Annotated in this window: 18 protein-coding genes; 2 read left to right on the top strand and 16 right to left on the bottom strand. The window is 37.1% G+C overall.

From position 1 onward, the window contains the following. Positions 1 to 6 precede the first annotated feature (6 nt). The 9 genes from BN2665_RS06485 to BN2665_RS06445 form a co-directional block, all read right to left on the bottom strand. Positions 7 to 669 (bottom strand): hypothetical protein, encoded by a 663-nt coding sequence (locus BN2665_RS06485; protein ID WP_055666293.1) that lies wholly within the window; start codon positions 667 to 669, stop codon positions 7 to 9. Continuing rightward, on the bottom strand, positions 666 to 1349 hold the full coding sequence (locus BN2665_RS06480; protein WP_055666292.1) for a hypothetical protein: 684 nt from the start codon (positions 1347 to 1349) through the stop codon (positions 666 to 668). Before BN2665_RS06480 ends, BN2665_RS06485 begins: the two co-directional genes overlap by 4 nt. A 92-nt stretch (positions 1350 to 1441) precedes the next feature. Continuing rightward, positions 1442 to 2677, bottom strand: coding sequence for a MobP3 family relaxase (gene mobP3, locus BN2665_RS06475; protein ID WP_055666291.1), 1236 nt, complete (start codon positions 2675 to 2677; stop codon positions 1442 to 1444). After that, positions 2658 to 3158 (bottom strand): hypothetical protein, encoded by a 501-nt coding sequence (locus tag BN2665_RS06470; protein WP_055666290.1) that lies wholly within the window; start codon positions 3156 to 3158, stop codon positions 2658 to 2660. Before BN2665_RS06470 ends, mobP3 begins: the two co-directional genes overlap by 20 nt. A 206-nt stretch (positions 3159 to 3364) precedes the next feature. Next, complete coding sequence (locus BN2665_RS06465; protein WP_055666289.1) at positions 3365 to 4429, bottom strand: DUF3991 domain-containing protein; 1065 nt, start codon at positions 4427 to 4429, stop codon at positions 3365 to 3367. A gap of 3 nt (positions 4430 to 4432) precedes the next feature. Beyond that, positions 4433 to 5185 carry an Rpb4 family DNA-directed RNA polymerase subunit gene (locus BN2665_RS06460; protein ID WP_028308368.1) on the bottom strand — a complete coding sequence of 251 codons (753 nt, stop codon included), beginning with the start codon at positions 5183 to 5185 and terminating at the stop codon, positions 4433 to 4435. 55 nt (positions 5186 to 5240) lie between these two features. After that, entirely contained in the window at positions 5241 to 12578 is a 7338-nt protein-coding gene (locus BN2665_RS06455; RefSeq protein ID WP_423229846.1) for a DUF3846 domain-containing protein, read from the bottom strand. Continuing rightward, positions 12575 to 13609 carry a ParB N-terminal domain-containing protein gene (locus tag BN2665_RS06450; protein WP_019225152.1) on the bottom strand — a complete coding sequence of 345 codons (1035 nt, stop codon included), beginning with the start codon at positions 13607 to 13609 and terminating at the stop codon, positions 12575 to 12577. The genes BN2665_RS06455 and BN2665_RS06450 overlap by 4 nt, the downstream gene beginning before the upstream one ends. Beyond that, positions 13587 to 14381 carry a ParA family protein gene (locus BN2665_RS06445; protein WP_055666288.1) on the bottom strand — a complete coding sequence of 265 codons (795 nt, stop codon included), beginning with the start codon at positions 14379 to 14381 and terminating at the stop codon, positions 13587 to 13589. The genes BN2665_RS06450 and BN2665_RS06445 overlap by 23 nt, the downstream gene beginning before the upstream one ends. A gap of 222 nt (positions 14382 to 14603) precedes the next feature. Here BN2665_RS06445 and BN2665_RS06440 point away from each other — a divergent pair, with 222 nt between their 5' ends. Continuing rightward, on the top strand, positions 14604 to 14939 hold the full coding sequence (locus tag BN2665_RS06440; RefSeq protein WP_055666287.1) for a hypothetical protein: 336 nt from the start codon (positions 14604 to 14606) through the stop codon (positions 14937 to 14939). A 175-nt stretch (positions 14940 to 15114) separates the two neighbouring features. Here the strand turns inward: BN2665_RS06440 and BN2665_RS06435 are convergent, their stop codons facing one another. The 5 genes from BN2665_RS06435 to BN2665_RS06415 form a co-directional block, all read right to left on the bottom strand. Beyond that, positions 15115 to 16011: a sulfite exporter TauE/SafE family protein gene (locus BN2665_RS06435; protein WP_055666286.1), complete on the bottom strand. Its 897-nt coding sequence runs from the start codon at positions 16009 to 16011 to the stop codon at positions 15115 to 15117. Between the two features lie 173 nt (positions 16012 to 16184). Then, a complete protein-coding gene (proC, locus tag BN2665_RS06430; RefSeq protein ID WP_055666285.1) occupies positions 16185 to 16997 on the bottom strand; it encodes a pyrroline-5-carboxylate reductase in 813 nt (270 codons plus the stop codon). A gap of 20 nt (positions 16998 to 17017) precedes the next feature. Continuing rightward, complete coding sequence (gene hypD, locus BN2665_RS06425; RefSeq protein ID WP_055666284.1) at positions 17018 to 19396, bottom strand: trans-4-hydroxy-L-proline dehydratase; 2379 nt, start codon at positions 19394 to 19396, stop codon at positions 17018 to 17020. A 6-nt stretch (positions 19397 to 19402) separates the two neighbouring features. Beyond that, the gene (locus tag BN2665_RS06420; protein WP_055666283.1) at positions 19403 to 20305 is read right to left on the bottom strand and encodes a trans-4-hydroxy-L-proline dehydratase activase; all 903 of its coding nucleotides are present in this window, start codon (positions 20303 to 20305) and stop codon (positions 19403 to 19405) included. 159 nt (positions 20306 to 20464) lie between these two features. Then, entirely contained in the window at positions 20465 to 21025 is a 561-nt protein-coding gene (locus BN2665_RS06415) for a helix-turn-helix domain-containing protein (RefSeq protein ID WP_055666282.1), read from the bottom strand. 541 nt (positions 21026 to 21566) lie between these two features. Between BN2665_RS06415 and BN2665_RS06410 the strand changes: the two genes are divergently transcribed. After that, positions 21567 to 22130: a Uma2 family endonuclease gene (locus BN2665_RS06410; protein WP_055666281.1), complete on the top strand. Its 564-nt coding sequence runs from the start codon at positions 21567 to 21569 to the stop codon at positions 22128 to 22130. 391 nt (positions 22131 to 22521) lie between these two features. On the opposite strand, the gene BN2665_RS06405 is transcribed toward BN2665_RS06410, so the two are convergent. Both BN2665_RS06405 and BN2665_RS06400 read right to left on the bottom strand, forming a co-directional pair. After that, the gene (locus BN2665_RS06405) at positions 22522 to 23628 is read right to left on the bottom strand and encodes an IS4 family transposase (protein ID WP_055666280.1); all 1107 of its coding nucleotides are present in this window, start codon (positions 23626 to 23628) and stop codon (positions 22522 to 22524) included. Between the two features lie 152 nt (positions 23629 to 23780). Next, positions 23781 to 24353 carry a hypothetical protein gene (locus BN2665_RS06400; protein ID WP_055666279.1) on the bottom strand — a complete coding sequence of 191 codons (573 nt, stop codon included), beginning with the start codon at positions 24351 to 24353 and terminating at the stop codon, positions 23781 to 23783. Positions 24354 to 24359: the final 6 nt, after the last annotated feature.

The following is a 24359-nucleotide window of genomic DNA, read 5'->3' as shown; positions in this document are numbered from 1 at the left end:
TTAAATTTATCTATCCAATTCGCTCTCTGCTTCATGATTTTGCTCATGGCAGTCCAATGACAAATTCGGAATATTTTCTTGAATTCTGTTCATTACATTCATCAGCCTCTTTTCATCGTCAAAGCTGATGTCGCTGTCATTTCTGCCCCTGAAAATACATGCTTCATATAAAGTTACCAGTTCATTTTCTTTGAGCAGTTTTTTCTCATCAATCAAACCGGCACGTACTGCAAAATCCTGCCTTGCTCCGTCATAGTCGGTGTCAAAGTAGTGTCCATAGGCTACACTGTCACGGTTATACGAATACCTCCACGTTACGAACCGTAATTGATCGTTATTATCCATCATTGCTGCCAAAAGAAAATTTCCAAACTCACAAAGCACTTTGTAATTTTTCACACCTTCAAACGGCAGATTTTCAGCTTTTTCATAAAGATCGTAAGCATGTTTCATGGAAGAAAATAATTCTGTTAATCGGAATACATCATCACGAACTGCTGCGTTATCTTTATAATGAATTTCACCATCCGGCATCAAAGAACAAATATATTCTCTACCTTTGTAAAATTCCACAGGTTGGCCGACAGTTTCAAATTCAACCGCAGTATATCCAAGTGTGTACGCTCGTTCTAAAAATGCCCGATACAATTCGTTACTAAATTTTCTCATCGAAAGCACCTCACATTCTCGCTTTCAATATCCTGTTCACTATCTGTCGGTGGGGCAGGCAAAATCTGCTCAATTTTGGAGATAACATCGCCTATAGCTTTCTCTACCTCTGATGTAAGTGCAGCATCTAACTTTACACGTTCGATACAGCAAGATAGCAGAAGTGAAAGTTCGGCATTGGAAAACAGGTTATCCCTTTTGACTTTTTGCTGTTTTTCTATAAAGCCACATCTTTCTGCAAAATCCTGTTGTGCTTCTTTAAAACATAAAAACTGCCGAGCATAGTAATAGACTTCCGACTTGTCATAGTCCATTCCTTTTTTCCGGGTAGCATACTCATAACCAATCAGAGGGGACAACCGGCAGCCCATTACAATGTCTCCAACTTCATAAAGCTTCATATACCCGTTTGGCAGATTCCCTATCGGCTTAACAGGCAAGTCTGAGGAAAGATTAAACTGCTTTTTTAAGTCCGAAGCAATTTCCACTATAATATTGGCACTTTCACATTGGCATCCACTATATATCAGCCTGTCATCTGCGGTTATAACGGCTACCAGTCCTCCGGTATCGTTAAAAATTTCTGCTGTTACATCGGATATTTCAGGTTCTTTAATAGTTAGCTGTACCTTTTTTAACCGCTTAAAAAGTTCGTTGTATAATTGCTTTTTTGAAACCAAAATTATCACCCTTTCATTCAGGATATTGATATTGTTTTAGTCAGGCATTTTATCATTTTCCTTTCCTGTTAATCAAAAAGGATATGGAAAACTTATTTCTCCATACTCTTGTCCCTGTTATTAAGATATAGTTCTTTTTTCGCCCTTTTCGACAGCTCTGTACTCATTGCTTTTTCTGCATCATCATAGTCCATGTTTAAATCTGATGTGTTTTGTTCCAGCATAATCAAGATTTCATAAACCATCTGTTCGGTATAATAAATTTTTCTGGCTTCTGTAAATTCTACATTTGAAAGCTCACGCTCCTTATTTAATATTGTTTTGACAACACCAAGCACTTTATTGGCAATCAGTTTGTCCATTTCATCTACTGCCTTATCTTTGTGCTTGTTGATGTTTTCAGGGTCTGTATCATAAAGCATGGCAAGCTTTGACTTTATCTCTGCATATTCATCTATTAAATCTTTAATGTAGGGAACACTTTGTTTTAAATCAGCTATAAGTTCATCAATTGCCTCTTTAACTTCTTTCGGAAGCAGTTGATAATAAAGCCTTCCCTTTTTCGGCATTATGTCTTTAAGCTGAAACAGACGGACCGATAATGGAGATAGATTGATACCGTTCAATACTCCATCAAGCGGAATGGCTGCTAAATCATCTTCATCAATTTTCCCTACAAGTTCTTTTAAGTATTTATATTCCTTAGGGTAAATGGATTTCATATAGTCATCAAAGTCTTTTACCAGTTGATCTGTAGTTTCTTTCAGTGCTGATTTACTGTTTTCCTTAGCTTTGCAATAATCCGCAATTTTATCTGCAAAGGTTTCCTTTATGAGCTGTATACGAATGCTATCTGCTACTTCCGGTTTAACAAAATTCTTCATAGTCTTTTGGTTTTTGTCCCAGAAGACTACATGGATATGAGGATGACTGACTTCATTATGATGTGCACAAACCCAGGACAGATTTTTAAGACTGATGCCATTTTTTTGAGCAAGAATCGCAATATGCTTCTCAATGTAATCCTCCCACGCCTTATGATCTTTCAAACTCAATTCGGCTGCTGTTTGCGGCGTAAATGAAATGACGCTTCTAAATATATTAACCTTTTTATATGACAGCTCCCGCACTTCTCTTGCTATCTCTTGCCAGGTTTCAAACTCTACCAAGTTACCGGGATAAAGTTTGCCAAACAACCCGTGACGCATGCCCTCATTCTTTGATGCTCCAGGGCGAGTGGCAATATATCGGATATGGGCATAATTGCATTTGGGTGTTTTTTTATAATTTGGAGGACGAAATCTCTGCTTATACATCAAAATCGACATAAGCAAGTGTTCCTCCCTTAATCTCTGCAATTGCTTTCTTTATTTCTTCATCATCCATAAAGGCTGCGACTGCATCAGCACTTTTCATATTGGCGTAAACCAAAGCACGCTTTCTTGCCAGCTTTTCGATTTTTTCAAAGGAAGAATATCGATCTTTATCAATCAAGTCTGATATAATGGAGATATTTGCATAGTATGCTGCAGCTGAGATGATTGTCAGTCTGTTAATCATTCCTGCAAGACGGTTAGCCAGTGATTTAATTGAAGTTTCAATTTCCTGATGAATGATGGCGGTTATCATATCTATGTTTTCTTCATATCCATTGACTGCCAATCCTTTCTCCACAAATTCTCTGATAATATCAGAAGCAAATACATTCTTCTTTATTGCCAGCTTTTCAATCTGTTCTAAAGTATCGGTAGAAAAAACCACTGACCTTTTCTGAGTTTTTGGAGTGTTGCTTTTAGGTTTATCTTTCACAATACTCCTCCTTTCCGCTTGTCACCCCATTGGGTGACTGATAATATTGCAAGAACCCCGTTACCGGCACTGCCGGTAAGCTGTTTTCTCGTGGGGTGGGAACCCCACTATTCCTGCCTTACCTCAAAAGGGAAGGGATTAAACCCTTTCCCCTTTAGGTTCGGGGCTTCCCAAAAGGGAAGGTTTCATACTGATGAAAAGAAAGTTCATGGTTCAACCTCCTCCATGTCAAGTTCCTCATTCGGCTCATCAACGGCATCCTTTTCAAATTCGGCTTTCAGTTCATCTTCACGCATGGCGTCAAGCTCAGCTACAGTTCTTCCTTTACGGTTTTCAATCAGATCCTGGTTAAAGTCTTTGAGATGCGGTCTGTGGATTGCTACTTCGTAGCCTTTTTCGCTGTATTTATCACACCATTTCATTGCAGCCATCTGACCCCAGTTTCTATAACATCCGTCTTTATCTTTAGCAAGGTAGTCATTGTCCAAGGCGAATACTATTTTTTTGATTTCAGGATGCCACTGCAAATATCGTTCAAGGGCGCCATCCCAGGTACATCCGAGAGAGATGCGGTTATCCTGCCTCCAATCATGTCCATAGAGTTTTGCAAAGGTAGCATGGCTCATGGCATCAATGGGACTTTCGCAAACAAATACCATATCGCTCTTCCCTCCGATCACAAAGGGATAGCTCTTATCGGAATTAACGGCATCCATTTTAAATGCCTTATCAGTATAGGTTCCGCGCATGGAACAGTACTTAGGAATACCGCTCTCATCGTATCCGACAAACACACAGTTTCCATATTGGGCTTCCTGATAAACTTTCTTTTCATTCATCAGTACGGATACAATTTCCGGTTCAATACCTCGGATGGAGATTAAATACCAATAGGTTCTTTTAAAATTTTCTGCCTTATCAGGAATAATCAGCGGGCCTTTCTCTTCTTTTTCATAAGGTCCTACAGTTTGAATATAAGGTTCATAACGTTCACCAAGCAGTTGTGCAACGGCTTCGGGATAGGTTATATTGCCGTATTTCATCACAAAATCAATAGGACCGCCTTTTTCATCGGCAGTCCAGTGATAAAAACGGTTGCTGTCTTTAAAAATGTACAACCCACCCGATTTTTTTGCATGAAGTGCTTTTCTTCCTCCATTCTCAAGTTCAAAACCATACTGACGTGCAAGATCAATTAAGCTTACGCAGTTTGCTCTTTGTATTTCTTCCTCCGTAAAGTGGCGATATGCCTTCCGGGTTTGCGTCTGCATAGGCTATACCTCCATTTCTTCATCCAGTTCCTTTATCTCCTCCAAAATATCTTCAATATCTGCATCGTCATATCGATATTCCAGGGATTCAACAATATCTTTGCAGTCATCCGGCAAATACTCTTTTATTTCATTCTGCACATCACGAATTTCACCCATAAAGCCCCAGCAGCTTGCTATTTCCTCGTTGCTTTCATACAATTTAAATCCGTAGCACTGATCGGTAAGGTAATAATCATATTCCCTAACTTCGCTGATTAAAACCTGTCTTGCCTTTTCAATAGTTTCAGGAGTGACCACACCATATTCCTTTTGTATGTTATCGTATGAAACATAAATCCAGCCTACCTGCCCACTGTCCCAAGGACAGGAAAAACCGGTTGTATTGATTGTAATTCCACTGTGGTCATAAAGATAAATAGGCTCGATAACGAAACTGCTCGAAAGATAATCCAAGATATTATCATGGATGGCTTTTCTGTATGCACCATAGCGATTTCGATACAAAGAAATATCAATCTCCTCTGTAAGTTCCTCGAATTTTTCCTCGGCTTCTTCATAGTCGCCCAGCTTTTTTTCCAAAAGATCCATCAAAAAATCGTCCGGCTCATGAAAGCTGTGTTCGTCACCAAGATTATATCTGCTATGGAAGCAGATCATTGTTCCGAGATTATCTTGTTCCGCACGGGGATGCTGTGGCGTATCATCATTTACCACGAACAAAACATAGGGCTGTTTTACCGCAACCATCGGCATTATGATCACATCCTTTCAAAATAAAGTAATTTAAAATGGCTTTAAAATAACATCCTTAGATATCCCGTTCTGCAATTGCATGTTCAGGCTCTCTGTCATCAGATGAATACCGTGAATCGCTTTCCTGTCCGTTTTCATCAATAATAACCTCCTCCTGCTGCCTGAGTTCTTTAAACTCCAATTTTGTATTAATCTCTGCCTGACGTGCTGAATACTCTGCTAAGCGCTCTTCAAATTCAAATGGTTTTACTACTTCCTTTTTGGCTTCGGAAAGTTGTACAATCGCATCCTCAAGTTTTTGCTTTGTCTGTGCCAGTATGCTGTCGATTTTCTCTACAGCATTTTCAATCCTTGTAACACTTCCAAGCTCGGAATCACCGAGTTCAACACGATAGGTTGATGCTCCTTTGATTTGCACTTCTAACTGGTCAAATGCAGATCGGGCAAGTAAAAGTTTAAACCCGCGATAAGCACCAACTTCCAAAGGTTCCCCGTTTACAAAAATGTCATGGAGCTTACTCATCATGATAAGCCTTTCACCGGCTTTTACCCTTTCATCGAAGGTCTTGCCGTTAACAAGCATTAAAAACTCCTGTCCGATTGATTGATTTTTCAGTACAATATCTTTTTCCAGGGCTGCAATTTTTTCCTTACAATGAGCAATCATTTTTGGATAATGACTTTCGATGTTTCTTTCTAAAATAATCCTTTCATTGTTCCAGTTAGCTTTGAGCAATTTCAATCTTGCTACTTCATTATCAACTTCCATTTTTTCTGCCAGAAGTGGATTAGATGTTGCTATGGCTTTTACTTCAGCAGCAGAGAGAACGGTTTCGTCCATATCCTCACAGGAACGAGAAATGCTCTTGCCTGTCATGACTTGACTGATATATTTCAGTTTTTGCTCTTGGATTTGCCACAAGTAAGCATCAAACGTACCTTTAGTGACATATCGAAAGATACTTATCACGGGATTCTCATTACCCTGACGCAGTATTCGGCCATCGCGCTGTTCAATATCACTTGGGCGCCAAGGACAGTCCAGATGATGGACAGCTATCAGCTTATCCTGAACATTTGTGCCTGTTCCAAGTTTTAATGTGCTTCCAAGCAAGATTCTCACCTCACCCATACGTACCTTTTCAAACAGTGCTTCACGTTGTTCATCGGTCTTAGCATCATGAACGAAAGCTATTTGTTCTTCAGAAATACCCTTTTCAGTCAGGCACTGCTTGATTTCATCATAGACATTAAACTGTCCGGGCTTTGGTGTGCCGGAATCACAGAAAATAATCTGAGTAGAGCGTTTTTCTTTGGTCTTCTGCCATATATCAAACACTTTATCAATGGCAATATTCAGCTTGCTGTTCGGATCATTTGGGGCATCTTCAATAATCAATCGAGGGTCGATGGACATGAGCTTAGCTTCATTCGTGAGTTTAAGCATATTGTCGGTAGAAGCATCAACTTCGCCGCTTCGGATTTTATCAGCTCGCTCAACAAAGGTATCCATCAGCATTTTTTGAAATGGTGTGGCTTCTGTTGCGATAATGGCTGCTTTACCACCCTCAATATCTGGAGTCGGGAGATTCAGCATATCGGCAGTCTGAATATCAGCTACGAGTTGAAACATATTCATAAGTTCAGGCAGGTTGTGGAATTTTGCAAAACGGTTTCTCATGCGATAACCGGAGCCTTCCGGCGTTATTTCCAAAGAAGATACAACTTCACCAAAGGTGGCAGCCCAGCTGTCAAAGTAGTTTAAGCCCATTTTTTGAAGCGTCTGTGGCTGCAAGTATCTCTGCATGACATACATCTCACTCATGCTGTTGGAAATGGGTGTCCCTGTGGCAAATACCACACCTTTTCCATTGTTGATTTCCTGTAAATACTGGCATTTTAAAAGCATATCAGTAGCCCTTTGGCTTGCCGATTTACCGATACCGGCAACGTTCCTCATTTTTGTATAGCTGAAACAGTTTTTATAAACATGGGCTTCGTCTACAAACATGTAATCTACACCAAGCTGTTCAAAAGTTAAAAGGTCATCTTTCTTTTCCTCAGCAGCAAGCTTTGTCAGCCTGTTTTTGAGGTTGTTTTGAAAGATGACCATTTGTTTAATTGACCAATTGTCGCCCTTTTCATCACGCATTTTCTTGATAATATAAGAGAGTTGGTTGATTTCTTCATTCAATTGCTTTTCCTGGCGCTCTTTTGAGATAGGAATACGTTCAAATTGACTGTGACCGATTATAATGGCATCGTAATCACCCATTGCGATTCGGGAAACAAACTTGTTGCGGTTGGCTTTATCAAAATCCTTTTTGGTTGTCACTAAAATATTGGCTTGCGGAAAGAAACGGTAGAACTCTTTTGCCCATTGCTCTGTTAAATGATTAGGAACAATATATATCGGTTTTTTAATGGCTCCAATGCTTTTCAGATACATCCCTGATGCAATAAGGGCTGCGGTTTTCCCTGCACCAACCACATGTCCTGCCAAACCTGTACCTGAATAAATAACCCTCGCTGCAAAATTCCTTTGGTGCGGTCGTAATTTTACCTCATCACTCATACCGGGGAATATCAAGTGAGATCCGTCATACACACGAGGTCTGATGGTATTAAACCTTTCATTATAAATATTAAGAAGCACCTCAGCTCTGTCTTTATTGCTGAACAGCCATGCTCCAAAAGTTTCTTTAATTTGATTTTGTTTAGCTCTTGCGATCATGGTTTCATTGGCATTGACAACATATTTTACTTGATCTTTCCCGTTTGCATCCACATAAGGTACAGGGTCACGCACTGTTGTACTCTGTAAGTTCAAGCAATCCTCAAAAATCTGATAGGCATTTACTCTGCTTGTTCCATAGGTCTTATTAACCTTAATAGAACTGGCATCCCTTGTTTTGTTCAAAACACGCCACTGGGTGGTATACTCCATATAATCAATGTCAATAACATCTCTAAGATAATAAGGAGTACCAAAGGTTTCATGCATAAACTGGCGGTAATATTCAATCGGTATCCAAGGAGAACCAATGCGAAAATCAATATCCCCGGGCAGCAGCCTTGGAGGCTGCACTGCTTCTAAAGCCTCTACATTTCGTGTGAAAAGGTCCGGATATTCTTCTGCTTTTATTTTTGCATATAGCAGCTTATCTTTGACCTGTCCGCTTAAGTATTCTTCATTCAGTTCCCAGCCTTCGTAATAGTTGCCGTAGTATTTCTGTGGATTCAAATAAATTCTGTCTCCAAGTTCATCAATCAGCTCATCTGCGGTTTTACCGGTCAGGTTTGCCATATACGGCAAGTCTATTTTCATTTTAACATTAAGGCTGATTTCAAGTGCTTCCTTTGCTGTTTCCGCCCTGTCCGGCAAACGGTATGATTTAATGGTTGCTTTATAAAATATTGGTGCTTTAACCCATGACTGTTTATCCTCGCTCTGATCCTCAATAGAACGTAAGAGCGGAAATTGGTCGTCATCCGAAAATACTGCAATATTGGATTTGTCATTGATAAACCCACATCGGTCAACGAATCTATCATATACGCTGTTAAGTTTTTTCTGCGCTTTTTGAAGTTCATCAGGCGTGTAATCCCTTGTCTGTACAGCAATAACATTTAAAAGCGCACCTCTGATTTCACAAAGCCCTTTAATCCTTTCAGCTCGTTTCCCTGTATAATCCTGTGGTATCAACTTGTTATGCTCACAATAATATATTTTTTCATCCAACACCACATAGGTATAGTTTTTAGTTCCTTTAGGAGCATCCAGCTCAGTTACTTCATTCACTGATTCTTCCTCAGCGGCTTCTAACGGTTTATCAGCTTCTGCGGTAAAGGTTGCGTGGAGCTTATTAATGGCCTTATCAAGTTCTGCATATAAATCTTGCCCTTCCGGTGCAATACAGGCTGTACCCTCCTCATTTCCATACATATTCCTGCTGTGTCTCATTTCACCCAAAACCATGTCAGGGTGCTCATGGAAATATTGATTGATGTTGATGTAGTCTGTTTTTCTCGTATTGGTAAAAACCCAGTCCGGCAAAGAATACTTATCAACCTTTCTTGGACGATCAAGCTTTTTAAAAAATAAAATATCGGCCGTAACTTCCGTCCCCGCAAGTGCTTTAAATGCATTGTTCGGCAACCGGACAGCACCAATCAGGTCGGCTCTTTGTGCTATATATTCCCTTACCGCAGTATCTCTTTTGTCCATTGTTCCTTTACTTGTGATGAAACCAATGATACCGCCCGGTTTTACAAGATCCAGGGATTTGGCAATAAAATAATCGTGAACCAGAAAATCCTCATCAGCATATCTCTTGTCGTACAGCTTTATATTATTGAATGGAATATTCCCAAGGACCACATCAAAAGAATTATCCTCAAAGTTTGTGGTTTCATACCCCTGCACATAAATATTGGCTTTTTGATATAGTTGCTTTGCAATTCGTCCGGTGATACTGTCAATCTCAACACCGTAAAGAGGCGTGTCGGCAATTGCTTCGGGAAGGACTGAGAAGAAGTTTCCCGTCCCCATCGCTGGGTCAAGAATCTTTCTATCCCTGCCACCTTTAAAACCGAACCTCTCAAAGGCATTATAGATGCATTTTACCAGTTCCGGCTCGGTATAATAAGCCGTGATAGTGGAATTTCTGGCATCCTCATATTCTTTTTCATCAAGTAAGACTTTTAGTTCCTGATGCTCATTTTCCCATCCTGATGCAGTATCAGAGAAGGCATTAGCAAGGCCACCCCATCCCACATAACGTGCAAGGATAATTTGTTCTTCGGGATTAGCAAGGCGCTTTTCATTTTCAATCCGCTTTAAGAGTTTGATTGCTTCAATGTTATTTTTATATTTGGTTTTTGCTCCGTTTGGATATAGGTTATAATCCTCGGAATAACGGAAATTCAACTTGGTATGACGGGACTGTCCAGACTTTGCTTCGACAGATAAGGGAATATCCTTAGCCGTTTGCTCCTGCGGTTTGCTTTCTTTTTCTTCCGAATCCTTTTCATCCGGTGTATGGTATTGTTCTATTTCTGCCAGTTCCTTTTCAAGTTCATCTTTCAGGTCTTCAAGGTCCTGCCAATACTCCGACTGTTTGTAAGAAAAAATTGCTCCCGATTCCCACTTCTTCTCAATCTCAATCAACTCAGCCTTTACTTCTTCAAGCTCGTTTTTAAGCGAGTTAAACTTTTCATCTTGGTCTATATTTACTTCCTGTAAATCCAAATACCGTCCTTCATCAATCAGTTTTCGGATAACTATAGCAGCTCTCAGCCATGTTATATTGGTTTTATGCTTTTCTCCGTTTTCATCGGTCCAGTCAAATTCAATACCGGTCCCGTCGTGGTTTTCAAATCCAATTCCCTGTTTATTTACAGAATGACCTCCAACCCCATATTCGGCTTTCAAAAACGCACTAAATGCTGAGCCTGTTGGATTAGTCATTGCAAAATCATAAATCCGCTTCTTACCATCTTGCATTACACTGCCTTCAAGAAGCACCATTTCAATGAGTTGCTCCTCACGGCTTTTTGGTGTCACGTCAAACAAGTTCATTTGTTTACTCTGTATTGGCTCTGCTTCAATGGTTTCAACTTTATGAGCTTTTGGAGTATCTTCAGTTTGAGAATAGGTGGAGTTATCCTGAATTGTTGTTTTAGTTGAAGGTAGAGGTACTTGACCTACCGGCATCATTCTATAAAAGCCCATTTCCTGAAAGTTTGACTCGCTTGCCTTTTCCTCTTGTCTTATTTTCACACCCTCAAATTCTTGCAGTAGATCAGTAATATCAATCAATGGAGCTGTAAATTGCTTAAAATACTTCTCGATATCTGCATCGGTTAAAGAAACATATTCACCTGTATTATAATTCACTCTTGCAACTAAAAATGTTCCGAAAATTGGCTGTCCGTTTACAATGCGGTTAATAGAAGTGCTGCCAAAGTCCACGTCATCAGCACATATAGCATCAATACCTTCTGCAATTTCAATAGTAGTAAAAGTACCTCCGACTTGTTTTTGAAGCTCCTTATATCCATTACGGATTTCAGTAACATAAGGCGCTTTACCCTGTTCTACCACCAAAACTTTAAGTAATTTTTCATTTATCTTTGACTCATCAGTTCCCTCCATTTCTTGAAGTTCATCAGGGATATTATAAGCTGCAATTGTAACATTTTCAGGCATAAAAAAAGAGCCATCCGTTAATGACTCATTCTTTTCGGATAGCTCTACATTTGGAATATAAGGTTCACTGCTTATCTCACTTGGTAAATCAGTTCGTTCAGAACGATTTCCTCCGCTGCTGATCTCAGGCTGTTCATGTGTCTGGTTTTCTCCATGATGTCCTCGGTGTTCGGCATCGGATCGGACTTCAACATCTGCTGTGTGATGTGCTCTATTTTCTCCACTGCTTCCTCTTGTACCCGGTGCATGGTCGCCATCAGAGTGCCATCCATTTTCAAAATCATATATCGCTGTGGATTTTGTTCTTTGAGGTATTCCATTGCCATCCTGCCGTATTTCCCCAGCGGCCTGTCGTCCTTGCTGTCGTTCGAGATTTGGATATTGGGAATATTCACTCCGTCTATCTCTGTGTAACTCACGTCTATTTTGCTCATTTTCTGCTCTCCTTTCTTTCTCGATGATTTTTATGTTCCTCTCAATTTCGATCAAGATTCCTTTAGAAATATCGGTGACAGTATAGCCGAGTTTTGCAATTAAAGGAATGGTATTAAAGTGAGCAACTGTAGCCATCCCGTATCCTAATTCCATTTCTTCATCAGTTAATCCGCATCTTTTCCCTACAAAGTAACAAACACTTTCGCTGATAAGTTCTTGAAGCTGCATTTCCAGTCCGTCTTGTGGAAGGTCTTCAAACAGATGATTCCCAAAGTCGTTCTGAAAGTTTTGCAGGTAAGTGTCCAGGTTTTCCATAACAGCTTCATAAGAGATTCTGCGAAGGCAGTCTGCAAAACCTGATGTCTTTATGTTATGCCCGTATGAAAGACGCAGTTCGATACGCTTCTTCATATCTTCTTCAAGCCGCCAGTTTGTTGCAATCACATCTCTGCCATTGGTCTGAGAAACATCAAACAAGTGCTTGATAGTAAGTCTTGCGTTTTCATATTCGCATACAGCAATACCTGTCGCACCCTTGTTGACATATCTTCCAACCTTATTCCAAACTACTGTAGGTGCAAGCATTGTAACATTTGGGTTTTGAGCATATACAAGCAGTGCATTATCAAAACTGTATTTGAAAAATTTAGATGCAAACTCAAGGTAATCCCGCCAGGCACTCTCGCTCCGAGTAATATGGGGAGCGATTGTTTCATAGATTGTTTTTAACCTTTCATCTTTTCTCAAGCAGTGTTAGCCTCCTTTCTGTCAGGGTGGGTTTGGAAATATAGTTCAAGTGCTTCTTCCACCACCTTTTCAATTTCACTTACCTTGGTATCAGGCGAAAAAAACTTGGAGTAAACCTTATGTTTGATTTTAATCGATGGAGCTGATGATGATTTTGGTTTTCTGTTTATCTGACCTGATAGAATCTGATATGTAGTTTTCTCATTAAGTTTGCTATTTGCTGAATAGCTCCTAAGCATTTCAGTCTTTTTCATATCCACTTTGAACTCGTTTTCAGAAAGAACCCTTTCAACTTCTTCTTGCTCCGAATCAGCAAGGTATGAAAGATCAACCGCACATCGCAGGGAAATTTCATCACAATCAACCCGGCTCTTCAAGCCGACAATCAGTTTATCAACCCTCAGTAAGCGGGCTACTGTATTCTTTGAAAGTCCATATTCATTTGCGATTTTCTCCCTGCTTGTTAACTTCTGCCCCACTGGGGCAGAAGTTTCGTCAATCCCTTTATATTCAGGATTTTCGAGCCTTTTTAACTCGTTGATGATATCATTTCTTTTGCCCTGAGAGAACATTTTAGAGTGCCTGAGTGCAAGTACAGCCGCTTTTTCCGATGGAAGCATATCTGAAAATGATCGCTGAATTACATTTGTTTCTACCACATACATGAGGGCTTCTTCATCAGACAAGCTGTCCTTTACAATACAAGGACCTTCTGTAAGTCCTGCCAATTTTGCTCCATTCATTCGATTATGACCGGCAAGCATTTCATATTCATAGCCGTTTTCGTCAGATTCAATTCTTCTTACGATCATCGGCATCAAAATCCCATTTGATTTGATGCTCTCTACCAAGTCATCCAATCGCTCGTCGCTATATAAGCGAAACGGGTGATTTTGATATGGTCTGATTTTATTAAAAGGTATCATCAAAATCCCATTATCTCCTGATTTAGATGGCATTGATGCTGGTTCAGCAGCCTGCAATAATTCATCAAGGGATTTAACCTTCTTAGCTGTTGGTCTTGTTACCATTTGCTATCAACTCCTTTGCTACTTCACCATATGCAAGTCCTGCCTTAGACTTCCTATCAAAGTCTATGACACTCATGCCGTAACGATTTGCTTCACCCACTCGAATAGAGCGAGGGATCTGCATTTTGAAAATTTTCATCCCGTTACCATAGGCTTCTGTAACTTCAGCACAGACTTCCTTGTGAAGATTGGTTTGCATATCACACATCGTCATCAGGATTCCTTCAAACTGAATTCCAGGGTTAATTCTCTTTCTGATTTTTAAAATGGTTTTCGTCAAGTCCGTAAGGCCCATTGTTGCGTAATATTCAGGGTTGATCGGAATGATTACGCTATCGGCAGCTGATAGTGCATTAATGGTCAACGGACCTAACGAAGGATTTGTATCAATGAGGATAAAATCATAATCGTCGCGCAGCGGTTCCAGGATGTTCGAGAGCAATTTCTCACTCCCCATTTCCATACGCAGGTTAGCTTCTACAACAGATAAATGAATACTGCTCGGAATAAAATCTACTTTACCATGAGAATGAATGTACTCTACCTTATTTGGCAGTTCTTCCTCATCCATAGCTTTGTTCATAACATCTGCAATAGTTATATGAACAGAAGTGCTGTCGTCCACAAAAGATGCTGTCAAATTGGCCTGCGGGTCAAAGTCCACTGCCAATACCCGCTTACCAAGTTCTCCAAGAGAATATGCCATGTTTCGGACACTGGTTGTTTTGGCGACACCACCTTTTTGGTTCGCCACCGCTATAATTTTACACATTCGTATCTTAACCTCCTCAAAACTGCTGTTATTTGCCTTTTTGGGCATAAAAAAATTGGACTAAATCAGTGAAACCCTTGTGTTTAAAAGGTTTTCTAATTTAGTCCAAGTATAACAGCTTCATCAGTTGAAAAGATAATACCATCACCTAATAAGATAGTTATATACTTTGATAATAAGTCAAAAGAGATTAAACCTGGAGATACTTCATTCGAGAAAATTGTGGATTTAACCAACAAAAGGATAGATGTTAGTGAAATTTCAACTATAAAGGATGGAGTAAATGAAGAATATGTAACTGAACTTAAACAAAAGAAATTAAGTATAGAGTTTATCTATGAAAAAGAACAGGAAATGTCGTTGAAAGATACTACCTTTAAAGCTATAAAATATTATAAGCTATTTTTCCCATTAGCAAATAAAGGTGAAAAATACGATAAAAGTTCAATAGCTGCTTGTTTTCAGTATAGTGATAGCAAAAATTATACAGATTCCTCAAGAGGCCCTCTTAAAAATTCGCCCGAATTAATTAAACTTGTAGAGAGTGAAACTAAATAAGAAATATCATTTTCCTATAGTATTGCTCGGTTCTATCTATTGTTTCATAATATTAAATTTAATTTCTAAAACACGGAAAATAGTGTCATAAGATTAAAGCAAAAACCTCTATACCTATAGTTTTAACTTAACTTTAGGTATAGAGGTTTATAGAATTTTATATTATATAGCTTTTTTAATTAGCATTATTAGCCAATGTCACTTTTTCTTTTTTATCTTTATTTTTAGCAGCAGCTCTTAACATAACTATGGAAGTATAGACAACCACCGCCATAACAACCCAACGCAATATATTAAGAGGTAATGATTTAACTACAAAAGCTGCAATTAAGACTCCTATGGAACCTGGTATGGCCATTCCAAGAGCTGACTTTCTATTATATGCTCCTTCTTTAATGAATTTAATAGAAGCTGGCGGCATTAAGAATGCGCAAGACCCCATCATGATTGGAAATGCAACGGCCGGTGACATGCCGAGCACGAATACTAAGGCCATGCATGGTGCATATAAACCTATTCCGGCTGTCATTAAGGCTCCTAAAATAAAGTTTGCCACTGCTGCAATTATAAGTTTTCCACCTGTTAAGCCTATGGTATTTCCTCCTGCTGGCATCCAGCCCATCATGCTTGATAGCATAATAAAGGCTGTAGCAAACAAAGCAATACCCATGGTTAATTGTATTTTTCTTTCTGGAAGCTTAGCAACTACCCCTGCTCCAATTATAGCTCCTGCTGTAGCAGTGGCTAGCATTACTATAAGCGTAATGGCATCCACTTCTATAATCTTTATAAATATGATGGCTTGTAGCAAAACAGGAACTGTGTTTGAAATGTTCATAGTACCTGGAATAACCCTATCCTCTGTTTGCTTAGTAAATTTTAATAATGCTGCTTGAGGAGCAAAAGCACCTATTCCTAAAACATCGAAAAAGTTTACTATAAATCCAATTAGTCCAACCTTTGTCCAAGAACAATTCTCTAATTTATCTTTATGTTTCATGAAATCTTTGAAGAAAATAGTTCCATACCAAACTGCCATAATGATCAATGCTATCCAAATAGCTGTTACCATAAAAAAACGCCCCTTTATTTTTATAATCTTTTTTATTTTCCGATAATTTTTCTTATTTTTTACTACTCAACTACTACCAAAAGTAACTTTTTATTAAAAGACCTTATTCTTTCAACAAATAACTAAATACCTATACATATTATATTGAAAAGAATAAGGTCTTTGGTCTGATATTACTTTAAATTAGACATATCAATAGATTTTTTAGTGCAAGCTCTCATAGCTGATATAACAGCGGTCCTTAAGCCTTTTTCCTCTAGCGTTGCTACCGCTTCTATGGTTGTACCTCCAGGAGAGCACACCATATCTTTAAGAGCCCCTGGATGCATTCCAGTATCTAATACCATTTTTGAAGCTCCAAGTACAGCTTGTGCAGCAAACTTATAGGCTTGGTTCCTTGGCATGCCATCTAAAACCGCTGCATCCGACATGGCCTCTATAAACATATATACATAGGCTGGCGCTGAACCACTTACCGCCGTTACCACATCCATTAGTTTTTCACTTACTATCTCTGCTTTCCCAAAGCTTTCAAAGATAGTAACTATCTCTTCTACTTCTTCTTTAGTAATGATTTCATTAGGGCATATAGCAGACATACCTTCCCCTACAAGAGCAGGAGTATTAGGCATCACTCTCACTACCTTTAGCTTTTTTCCAAAGCTCTCTTCTGTTCCCTTTATGTCTTTACCTGCTGCAATGGTTACTATTATTACTTCTTCCTTAACTTGAGTCTTTATTTGATTAATAACTACTGGGTATAAATTTGGCTTTACAGCTAGAATTAAAATATCACTGGTTCTAGCCACCTCATTATTATCTGTAGTGATGTTTATACCATATTTCGCTTTAGCTTCCTCTAGGCTTTTTACATTTAAATCCCCTACAATTATGTTGCTTGGAGAAACTATATTAGCTTTGATAATCCCCCCTATCATAGCAACTCCCATATTTCCACAGCCTATAAATCCTATAGTTTTATTCATAATATTCCTCCTACCTGCTCTTAGCAGCAACTGCATCCTTCAAAGGATTGCTCAGTTCTATCAATTATTTCATCCTGTAATACCTTGTCTAGATTATTAAAGTAATCGCTATATCCAGCCACACGAACTATAAGATCTCTATATTCATCAGGATTTTTTTGAGCTTCTATGAGCAGCTCTCTGTTTACCACATTGAACTGAATATGGTGTCCATCTAATTTAAAGTAGGTTCTAACCAAATTAGCCATGTTATCTAAGCCTTTTTCTCCCTCTACCACTGAAGGAGTAAATTTTTGATTAAGCAAGGTGCCTCCTGTCTTTAAATGATCCATCTTAGCCGCTGATTTTACTACTGCTGTAGGACCATTTATATCTGCACCCTTTTCTGGTGAAATCCCTTCTGAAAGAGGTACATGGGCCTTTCTTCCATTAGGCGTTGCTCCTATGACAGATCCAAAGTACACATGGCATGTGGTTGGAAGCATATTTATTTTAAATACCCCACCTTTACCGTTCTTTCTTCCATCTACCTCTTTATAGTAAGCTTCAAAGATCTCCTTCATAACATCATCAGCATAATCATCATCATTTCCATACTTAGGAGTTCTTTCTTTTACTAACTTTAGTATATCTTCATGACCTTCAAAATTATCTTTTAAAGCCCCCATTAACTCAGCCATGGTTATATTCTTCTTATCAAATACTTGATACTTCACAGCTGTTAAAGCATCTGTGATGGTTCCTATTCCAACTCCTTGAATATAACTCACATTATATCTGGCTCCTCCAGCGTTATAGTCTTTTCCCTTGGAAATACAATCACTTGTCACCACTGATAAAAATGGCACTGGCATCATAGTGGCATAGATTCTTTCAATTACTCTATTTCCCTTTACTTTTATATCAATAAAGTGCTTAAGCTGCTTCTTGTAAGCCTCAAATAGCTCTTCATAGGTTTTAAAGTTCTTAGCCTCTCCTGTTTCAATGCCCAATTTTTCGCCGGTCATCACGTCAGTACCGTTGTTTAAGGTTATTTCTAAAATCTTAGGTAAGTTAAAGTAGCCAGTAAGAATGTATGCTTCTTTACCAAAGGCACCGGTTTCAACACATCCGCTATTTCCACCGCATCTAGCATCTTCTAAGGTTTTCCCTGCATTAATAAGCTCCTGGATTACTGCATCCGTATTAAACATGGAGGGCTGCCCCCATCCTTTTCTGGAAATCTCGCAAGCTCTCTTCACGAATTTTTGTGGACTTTTTTTGCTTATTTGCACATTGGAGCTTGGCTGCAATAATCTCATTTCATCTATAACATCCAACAGGATGTAGCTTACATCATTAACACCATCTGAACCATCAGGTCTTACTCCACCCACATTGATATTTGCAAAATCTGTATATGTGGCACTTTCCTTTAAGGTTATTCCTACTTTAGGTGGCGCTGGCTGATTATTAAATTTAACCCAGAAGCATTGTAATAGTTCTTCTGCTTTTTCACGAGTTAAAGTCCCCGCTTCCACCTCTTTTTCATAGAATGGATGCAAATGTTGATCTAACCTTCCAGGGCAGTATGCATCCCAGGGGTTTAATTCAGATATAACACATAAGTGTACAAACCAATACATTTGAAGGGCTTCTCTAAAGTTTCTTGGAGCCTTTGCTGGCACATGACTACATACCTCTGCAATATCAAGAAGCTCTTGCCTTACTATAGGATTTTCTTCCTTATCTGCAAGTTCCTTAGCATATTTAGCGTATCTTTCTCCTAAAGTCATCACTGCCTCACAAGCTATGCTCATAGCCTCTAATTGGTGCTTCTTATCCAAAGCTTCATTGTCATTATGAAAATCAAGATTTTTCATGGATTCCTCAATATCCTTTTTAAAATCTAGGAATCCTTTTTTGTAAATTTTATCATCGCATACTGTATGGCCTGGACCTCTTTGCTCCATGAATTCAGTGAATACACCAGCTTTGTAACAAGCCTTCCACTCCTCCGTCATGCTATTTAAAATTTTATGCCTAATGGACCTCTTCTCCCAGAAAGGAATTATAACCTCCTTCTGAAAGGTTTTTCCTTCTTCGCTAACCTTAAAGCTTATATTTTCACGTCTATCCATTATGTCCATATCTTCAAGGGTGTGGCAGCAAAGCTCTGGATAAGTAGGAGTTGCTGCTGGCTCCTCTCCTCTTTCTCCAACTATTAATTCACCCTCATTAATGCAAAGCTTTTTCTTGCTCATTAATTCTTTTAGCACTAATGCTCTCAATACTGGAGTAGCTACTACTCCTTCATACTTTTTATAAACCTCGTCTACAATTTTGGCTCTTTCCATAGAAATACGAGGAACTGCATTTAAGCTTTGCTCTCTTAACTTTTTTACTCTTTCACTTATCATAACTAATTACCCTCCTATTTTCACTTGGATTCCAGCTTTTTTAAACCTCTCTGATATTTCATATAGTCTCTCCTCAGAGGGCTTTTCAGTGCCAGATAATTTATATTCCATTTTAAGTCTTTTATATTTATCCATACCCATTTTGTGATATGGCAATAAATTAACTTGTATAATATTTAAGTTTGATAAATAACAAACACTTTTATCTATATGTTCATCATCATCGTTAACTCCTAGGATTATGGGCATTCTAACAAAAATATTACATCCCCTATCTGAAAGTTTCTTTAGGTTTTCTAATATGAGCTTATTGTCCACTCCCATATATTTTTTGTGCTTTTCACTATTCATCTGCTTAAGATCATATAAAAATAAATCTACATCGTCTGCTATCTTATCAAATTCTTCCCATTTAGCATGACCGCAGGTATCTATTGCAGTATTAATTCCTCTAATCTTACAAGCCTTAAGAACCTCTTTTAGAAAATCTGCATATATCAAAGGTTCTCCTCCTGAAAAAGTCACTCCGCCTCCAGATTCATCATAAAAGGCCTCGTCCTTTATAATCTCTTTCATGAGTTCTTGTACTGTAAAATCTCTGCCCACATATTCTCTAGCATTATTGGGACAAAAGTCTGTACATTTACCACAGATTGTACACTTATTTTCATCTACAAATACTGTGTTATCTTTTATTTCAATAGCTTTCTCTGGACATCGCTTTAAGCAAATGCCACAGGCTGTACATCTTTCTTGAAAATAAAGAATTTCATGATTTTTATTTTGACTTTCTGGATTATGACACCACCAGCATTTCAAAGGACAGCCTTTAAAGAAAACCGTTGTGCGGATACCTGGACCATCGTGTACAGAGAATTTTTGTATATTTATTGTAGTTGCTGAGTTCAAGAAAACCATCCCCCTTTTCTAAATATGATATAATCAAATTGCTAAAACTCTATGCTTAATTCTCAAAAATATATTGTAAACGTTTTCATTTATTAAAAGGCCTTCTAAGCTGTAATAATTAAGGACTAAATTATTACTATGTAAAAGGCTCTATAGAATTTATTTTCTAAACATATTTGGAGTATGTACAGTGATTAACTTCACTGTCTTATTTGTGCGATTAGCCCAATTATGAACAATGCTAGAATCATAATGTGCACTGTCTCCAGGATACAATTCATACTTCTCATTATTGACAACCAAAGTAAGAATTCCTTCCATTACGTAAACAAACTCTTCTCCTTCATGATTATAAGGTGTAATGTCTTCTTCATTATTACTAGGAAGAATTTCTATGTATCTTGGTAAGAAAACTTTATCTTCGATATCATTAGTCAAATTATAATATATAAATTGATTGCTATATATCTGAAACACTTCTTTTTCATAACTACGAAGTACTAATTTCTTATTTTGTTTTGGACTTGATAGAAAATAAGATAGCTCCACACCCAAAACTTCTGCTATAGTGTACAAGGTATCAACAGCTATAGTCGTCAAGCCTCTTTCTAATTGAGATAAAAATCCAATTGATAAGTCAGTTTTTACGCTCAAATCCTTCAATGTCAAATTCCGACTAATCCTTAGCTCTTTTATTTTTTTACCTATACCCTCTATCATATTCTGCTCCCTCTTTTCAATTATTATAGTTTATTATATCACAACTATAAAATTTTCTGTAAAGAGAGGTTTTTACGAGCTCAAACATTTCATAATCATGAAAATAATTTCACAATAATACTTGTTTTTATAACTTTTTTTGTTATTTATTATACATATATAGTCAAATATTAATACATATTTACCCGATAAGTATCTTAAGCTGCAATAATTAAGCAAAGGTATTTATAAAAATCCCAATCTAATAATTCTTCAACAATATAGGTAATATAAAAATATTGTATAATTTTTATGTATACTAAGCTTTACAACAACCATTTCTCAAGAGCTTGTTAAATTTTTATTTATATTACACTTATATAATAGTATATTTATTTCATAATGTCCATAGCTTTTTCTTTAATTATAAAAATATTTTCATTTTCATGAAATTATAATTATTGTATTAAGAAACAAATTACAAAATTTATGTTTATCTATAGATTATTAATGCTATAATTAAAAATATATAAACCCATTATAAATAAGGAGTTGATTTTAAATGTCCTTAGCAAAAGAAAGTTTTGTCCCCTATGAAGAATACTTGAGATTAAAAAACAGCAGTGAAAGTATTTTAGAATATATTGATGGCATTATTTATATGTCCCCTTCTCCTTCAATAAAGCATCAATTAGTATCAAGCAATCTTCATACAGAGCTAGGCATCTATCTAAAAGATAAAAAATGCAAAGTTTTTGCAGCTCCTACAGATATTCAACTAAGCAAGGATGACATAGAAGATAAAAAAATAGTAATTCCTGATCTTAGCGTAATATGCAATGAATATAACTTTACAGAATCAAAATATATTGGTGTACCTACTTTGATAATAGAAATATTGAGCCCCTCAAATCAAGGTCATGATTTGGTTACAAAATTTAATTTATATATGAAGTACGGAGTTAAGGAATATTGGATAGTGAACCCCATGAAAGATGCTATTACTGTGTATTCCTTAAATGAAGAAGGCCTATATGAGCAGGCAGATATAAAGGTTAAAACAGGGATCATTGAATCTGTGGTGTTTGAGAATTTTAGGGTAGACTTAGAAGATGTGTTCTTTTAAATGCACAATTCACAATGAAGGAGATTTTTTCTACGCTAACGCTGCGAAAAAATTAGGAATTTATATAAGCGTGGCTAATAATTAGCCACGGCTTTTTAAAGTAGCAAATCCACAAAAAAATATAATCAAAGATTTATCGTAGTGTAACGGAGAAAAATCAACCATAATTGTGCATTGTGAATTGTGAACTGTGCATTGAAAAAAGCGACCGCCGTCTTCTACTGTTGCATTAAGGCAATTTTTAAAAACTTGATAGCAGCTTATTAGCAAAGGATGGAAAGTTATTTTTCCATCCTTTGCTTTTTAGGTTCAATATATGGTTTGTGTTGAAATATTAACCAAGATATATGCATATAGCTTCCCCCTCCCCAAAAAACAATTTTTTTAAGCGTTAACCTGTACGGAAATATCCTACTGTATATTCATCAAAATCTTCGAGTAAGTTTGATCTTATAATACGCGTTAAGATAAGCATTGAGTACTTAAGAGCAGTAGTATCACAGCATAAGTATATAAGCATATAAGAAATAAGTGCTGAAAATACTTGTATTTTTACAGCATTTTCATTGTAGCCAATTAGCTTTTTTATTTTAAGGTTTTGCTTAATCCATTTGAAGAATAATTCTATTTCCCATCTATGCTTATAGAGCTTTATTATGTCTGAAGCTGGTAAATCAAAAATATTAGTTATAAAGGTCACTGCTTCTCCTTCTTCATTAAAAGTCATGATTTCTCTATAACTTTTAGTAGTAAGATTCTTAGAATAGCTTGTACCCATAATAACTTCAGTATCATATATATCTTTAGAAGGATCTGATGATATCATTCGTTCCTCCATGACTATGGAATGCTTAGTAGCTCTTGTAACAAATTTTATTTCTTTCTTACTAAGCTCATCGTACCATTTATAGTCGTAATAACCTCTATCAAAAACATAGATGCAGCTGTTATGCTCAAAGAGGCCATCAATACATTTTCTATCATTTACCTTACCTTTAACTATGTTAATTTTCTCTGGAAATTCACCATTGAATAAAGTGCTTATCTTTATACCCGCTCTACTATTGTCCATTTGGAAATGTGGAGCAAGCTTTAGAGCAACTAAGATTACTGATGAATCAATAATTTTGATAGGAGGAATGTCCTTCATAAGCCTAACGGCTCCGCGTCTTCTTTTAGCCTTATCTACCAAATGATAAAATATATCTTCAAAAATTCTATAATCTCTCGCAGAATTTTTCCTGGAAAACTGGGAGACACTTGGTACATTAATAAGATTTTTAAGCTTTTTATTTGAAGAAATCTCACTTTCAGCTTCTCTAAGACTTTTGCAACCACGTATATTTAAATAAATCATTGAGTTTATATGAGAGCGTGTATCAAAATGCTGGCTTCTATAATCACCATTGTATTTTTTTATAGTATGCTTAACAAAACTTCCACCGATTTCCGCTATTAATTTATGAAAAACTAGTTTATTATTTTTATTAGATAACATAAAAAACCTCCTTGTGAATGGTTGCTTGTCACTTCCATTTAACCACAAGGAGGTTTTATTTTTCATTATTAAATTTCTACCAATTAAAATGTGTCAATATAAAATTATTTCTTTAATGCAACAGTAGAAACCGCCGTCGCTTTTTTCTTAAATCATGGATTTTCTTTAATTAAACTCTTCTTTATTTCTTCTTTAGTAACACCGCTCTTAAAAAGAGTATTGTTTTTGTTTACTTTAATCTTGCCGTCCACTATCTCTAAATATCCTTGATTAGGATTCATTAGAACATAAGGCTCATTAGGATCAATATCTACGAAGGAGCCAAGGAATAGTATATAATCTTTTCCCTTTACTAAATACTCCATACCATCAACCTTGTATACTTTATTATCATAATTTCCTCCAAGCTGCTTTACTTTTATAACCTCTTCAGGTTTCACATCCCCTTTAATTACCTCAGTAACCTTTACTTCAGAAACTGTATAAACTAATTCATCTGGACTAGCCTTTTTATCCCTGTTAATATTAAGCTTTTCTCCCTTATTTACATTTATAGTTTGCCCTATAATAATGACATCTGAGTCCTTCAGTAATGATTCTATAGTTGAATAATAAAGATAATCTGCACTAACTTTTACAACTTTTTTTGAGCATCCTAAAAGATTAAAACTGACAAGCATTGCAATTATTAAGAATTTAAATTTTTTAAGATATTTCTTTCTCATTAAAAT

The organism is Desnuesiella massiliensis (assembly GCF_001403615.1).
Classification (GTDB): Bacteria; Bacillota; Clostridia; order Clostridiales; family Clostridiaceae; genus Desnuesiella; species Desnuesiella massiliensis.
Note: the sequence above shows the minus strand (reverse complement) of the source record. Positions and strands in the feature narration are given on the sequence as shown.